2 protein-coding genes are annotated in these 4,863 nt (G+C 74.0%); both read left to right on the forward strand.

The window, feature by feature from the left end:
* Positions 1-106 precede the first annotated feature (106 nt).
* The gene (locus E1283_RS31760) at positions 107-3,379 is read left to right on the forward strand and encodes an SDR family NAD(P)-dependent oxidoreductase (RefSeq protein WP_165956317.1); all 3,273 of its coding nucleotides are present in this window, start codon (positions 107-109) and stop codon (positions 3,377-3,379) included.
* Positions 3,379-4,863 (forward strand): type I polyketide synthase (locus tag E1283_RS31765; protein ID WP_279571306.1); only part of this gene is annotated, 1,485 nt, incomplete at its 3' end. The genes E1283_RS31760 and E1283_RS31765, both read left to right, overlap by 1 nt.

A 4,863-nucleotide genomic window follows, 5' to 3' on the forward strand; every position in this document is an offset into this window, starting at 1 on the left:
TAAATTCGGCGCAAAGCTGACGATTTGGTGTCGCTGTATGGTGCACCCGGTTCGCGACGCAGTGACACGCAACGCAGTGGCACGCAACGCGGTGACGCGAAACGCAGTGACACGAGCACGGGCCGGCACGGGCCGGGAGCTGTACCGCGACCATCCCGCGTTCGCCACCGCCGTCGACGAGGTGGCGGAGCATTTCGCCGCCCACCTCGATCGGCCGCTCACCGAGGTCCTGTTCGCCGATCCCGAAGGACCGGACGCCGCGCTGATCCAGCAGCCGCGGTACGCCCAACCCGCCCTGTTCGCCCTGCAGGTGGCACTCCACCGGGTGGTCACCGGGGCCGGGATCACCCCCGACCACCTGCTGGGCCATTCCGGCGGCGAACTCACCGCGGCCCATCTCGCCGGCGTCCTCACGCTGCCCGACGCGGTGACACTGGTGGCCGCCCGAGCCCGGCTGACGTGGAGCGCCACCCCCGGCGGGCTGAGGATCGCCCTCCGGGCGTCGGAGGACGAGGTCGCCCGGGTGCTGGGCGACGGCCGGGACCTGGTCGACATCGCCAGCGTCGACGGCCCGGAGCACACCGTGATCGCGGGGGACGCCGAAGCCGTCGAGCGGATCGCGGCGCACTTCGCCGAACGCGGCGTGCCGGCCAGCGGGCTGGCCAGCGGGCTGGCGGCCCCGCCTGCCCTCCACTCACCGCACGCGAGCCCGATCCTCGCCGAGTTCCGGGCCGTCGCCGCCACCCTCACCTACCGGCCGCCAACGATCCCCCTGGTCTCCAACGTCACGGGCACCCTCGCCACCGACCACGAGCTGACCAGCCCCGACTACTGGACGGAACTCCTCCGTCGGACCGTCCGCTTCCACGACGGCGTCCGCACCCTGCGCGACGCCGGCGTCACCGCCTACCTGGAACTCGGGCCCGACGCCGTTCTGACCCCGCTCGTGCGCCAGAGCCTCGCGAAGGACGACGCCGCGGTCGTCGCCGTTCCCGCCCTACGGCACGGAACCCCCGAGCCCGTCGCCCTGCTGACCGCCCTCGCGGAACTCCACGTCCACGGCGCGGCCCCCGCGACCGCGCCCACCACCCTGGGGTGGCGCCCCGAAGGACCGCCCCCCGAACTGCCCACCTACCCGTTCCAGCGTCGCCGTTACTGGTACCAGGCGCCACCCGCCGCGACATCGACCCACTCCGGCGACGGCGCGGAACGGCTCCTCTGGACCGCCGTCGAGAGCGCGGACCCCGACGCCCTCGCCCGTCTGCTGAGCCTGGACGACACGCGACAGGCCAACGCCCTGCTCCCCGCCCTCGCCGACTTCCGGCGGCGCAGCGCGCACCGCGCCCGCCTCGACTCCTGGCGCTACCGGGAGAGCTGGCACCCCCGCCAGGACACCGCGGCAGGCGTGCCCACCGGCCGCTGGTTGCTGCTCGTACCCGAGGCCCACGCCGGCCACCCCTGGGTCGATGCCGCCAGGGCCGGACTCGCCGACCGCGGAGCCACCCCGCTGGTACTCACCCTCGGACCCGAGGCCACGGACCCCGACCGGCTGGCCGCCCGGCTGCGCGACACCTTCGGAGACGGCGCGCCGCCCACCGGGCTGCTCTCGCTGCTGGCGTTCGACGAGAGCCCCCACCCCGGGCACCCGGCCCTGCCCACCGGGCTCGCCGCGCAGATCGCCCTGGTGAGGGCGATCGGCGAACTCGGCCTGGCCGCGCCGCTGTGGGTCGCCACCCGCGGCGCCATCCCCGCCGCCCTGACCCAGGGATCCGTCAGCCCCGTCCAGGCCCAGACCTGGGGGGCCGGTCGGGTCATCGCCCTCGAACACCCGGAACGCTGGGGCGGCCTCATCGACCTGCCGGTCACCCCCGACGAGCCCTCGGTCGCGCGGCTCTGCGCGGCACTCGTCGCGCGGGACGGAGAGGACCAGATCGCCATCCGCCCGGGCGGCGCCCACGTGCGGCGGCTGGAGCGCGCCCCGCGACAGGCGTCACCCCGTGCCGACGGCGGCTGGCGCACCAGCGGAACCACCCTGATCACCGGCGGCACCGGGGCGCTCGGCGGCCGGGTCGCCCGCTGGCTCGCCGGGCGCGGCGCGGAGCACCTGCTGCTCGTCAGCCGCCGGGGACTCCAGGCGCCGGGGGCGGAGACGCTCGCCGCCGAACTGCGCGCCCTCGGCACCGAGGTCACCATCGTGGCCTGCGACATCGCGGACCGTTCGGCGCTCGCCCGGGTCATCGCCGAGATACCGGCGACATATCCGTTGCGCGCCGTCGTGCACTCCGCGGGCCTGGGCGCCGACCAACCGGTGGCCGACTGCGACTTCGCCGGGTTCGCCACCATCACGTCCGGCAAGACCCTGGGCGCTACCCATCTGGACGCCCTGCTGCGGGACACCCCGCTGGACGCGTTCGTGCTGTTCTCGTCCGTCTCCGCCATCTGGGGCAGCGCCGAGCAGGCCGCCTACGCGGCCGGCAACGCCCACATCGACGCACTGGCCAGGAAGCGGCGCGCGGACGGGCTACCGGCGACCACCATCAACTGGGGCCCCTGGGCCGGGACCGGCCTCGCCGCCCCCCGGCACACCAGCGACTACCTGACCCGCCGCGGGATACGCCGCATGGCGACCGACCTGGCCGTCGAGGGCATGGCCGAGGCACTCGACCCGGACGAGACGGCGCTGATCCTGTTCGACCTGGACTGGGCGCCGTTCCACCGCGCCTTCACCGCGATCCGGCCCAGCAACCTGTTCGCCGAGATCCCCGAGGTGCGGCAGGCCACCGAGCGGCCGGAACCCGCCGACACCGGGGCCGAGCCCGACACCGCGCGCGCCGTCGCGCTCCAGGACCGGCTCGCCGGGCTCAGCTCGCCGGAGCGGCGCGCCGCGCTGCTTGACCTGGTGCGCGACGAGACCGCGGCGGTCCTCGGGTTCGACTCGGCACAGGACGTCGCGGCCGGGCGGCCGTTCAAGGAGATGGGCTTCGACTCACTGACCGGTCTGTCCCTGCGGACCCGGCTGCAACGGAGCACCGGGCTGCGGCTGCCGGCCACGCTGGTCTACGACCATCCGAACGCCGAGGCGTTGGCCGGCTGGCTGAGCCAGGAGGTCATCGGCGGCGCGGAGCCGTCGGAGACCTCGATCTTCGGTGAACTCGACCGGCTGGAGGCCGCGTTGGTCGGGGTCGGCGACGCACCCGACGTCCGCGCCCAGGTGGCCTCCCGACTGACCGGCCTGCTGACCGGCCTGCAGCGCCGGTCCGCCGGGCCGGGCCAGGACCTGGATCTGGATCTGGAGGGAGGAGAACTCGCGACCGAACTCAAGGAGGCGTCGGACGACGACCTCTTCCGCATGCTCGGCGACGAGTTCGGGATTTCCTGATGAGCGACGTTCCGCAGAACGATGAGGGGCTGATGGACATGCCGAGTGCGGCGAACGAGGAGAAGCTGCGCCGCTATCTCAAGAAGGCGATGACCGACCTGCGGTCGGTTCGGGAGCGGTTGGCGTTCGCCGAGTCGGCGCGCGTCGAGCCGGTCGCCATCGTCGGCATGGGATGCCGCCTGCCCGGTGGCGTGACCGATCCCGAGGAGCTGTGGGAACTGGTCGCCCACGGCACCGACGTCATCGAGCCGTTTCCCACCGACCGCGGCTGGATCGCACGTGAGATCTACGGAGCCGACGCCGAGCAGGAGGGTCGTGCCGTGCCGCTCGTGGGCGGGTTCGTCGAGGACGCCGGCGCGTTCGACGCGGCGTTCTTCGGCATCTCCCCGCGTGAGGCCCAGGCCATGGACCCCCAGCAACGGCTGCTGCTGGAAACCGCGTGGGAGACGCTGGAACACGCCGGCATCCGCCCCGAGACGCTCCGGGCCAGTCGCACCGGCGTCTACGCCGGCGCCGGCGCGGACGCCGCCCCCGGGACCGAAGTCCTCTCCGAGGCGACGGCCGGATACGGCATCACCGGCGGCTCGATGGCGGTGCTCTCCGGCCGGATCGCCTACGCGCTGGGCCTCGAAGGGCCGGCCGTCACGGTGGACACCGCGTGTTCCTCCTCCCTCGTCGCTCTGCACCTCGCGGCCCAGGCGCTCCGCGCCGGGGAGTGCGACCTCGCCCTGGCGGGCGGAGTGGCCGTGATGACCAAACCGTTGGTGTTCTCCGAGTTCTCCCGGCAGGGCGGGCTCGCTCGCGACGGGCGGTGCAAGTCGTTCTCGGCCGAGGCGGACGGCTCCGGCTGGGGCGAGGGCGCCGGCATGGTCCTGCTCGAACGGCTCTCGGACGCCCGCCGGAACGGCCACCGGATCCTCGCCGTGGTGCGGGGGAGCGCCGTCAACCAGGACGGGACCTCCAACGGCCTGACCGCGCCCAACGGCCCCTCGCAGCAGCGGGTGATCCGGCAGGCGCTCGCCAACGCGGGCCTGGCACCCGCCGACATCGACGTGGTGGAAGCGCACGGCACCGGAACGACCCTCGGCGACCCCATCGAGTTGCAGGCGCTGCTCGCCACCTACGGCCAGGACCGACCGGCCGAACGCCCGCTCCTCCTTGGCACGTTGAAGTCCAACATTGGCCACACCCAGGCGGCCTCCGGGGTGGCGGGCGTCATCAAGACGGTGCTGGCGATGCGGCACGGCACCGTGCCGCCCACCCTCCACGTTGACCGGCCCACCCCGCTGGTGGACTGGACGTCGGGCAGCGTGGCGCTGGCGACCGAGGCCCGGCCCTGGCCGACCGGCGATCGGCGGCGCCGGGCCGCCGTCTCCGCCTTCGGTATCGGCGGAACCAACGCCCACCTGATTCTGGAAGAGGCACCGGTCGAGGCGGTCGCCCAGCCGCCGGCCCCCGCCGAGCCCGTCTCTTATAGACATCTG

It is taken from the genome of Streptomyces hainanensis (assembly GCF_004348415.1).
GTDB lineage: Bacteria > Actinomycetota > Actinomycetes > Streptomycetales > Streptomycetaceae > Streptomyces > Streptomyces hainanensis.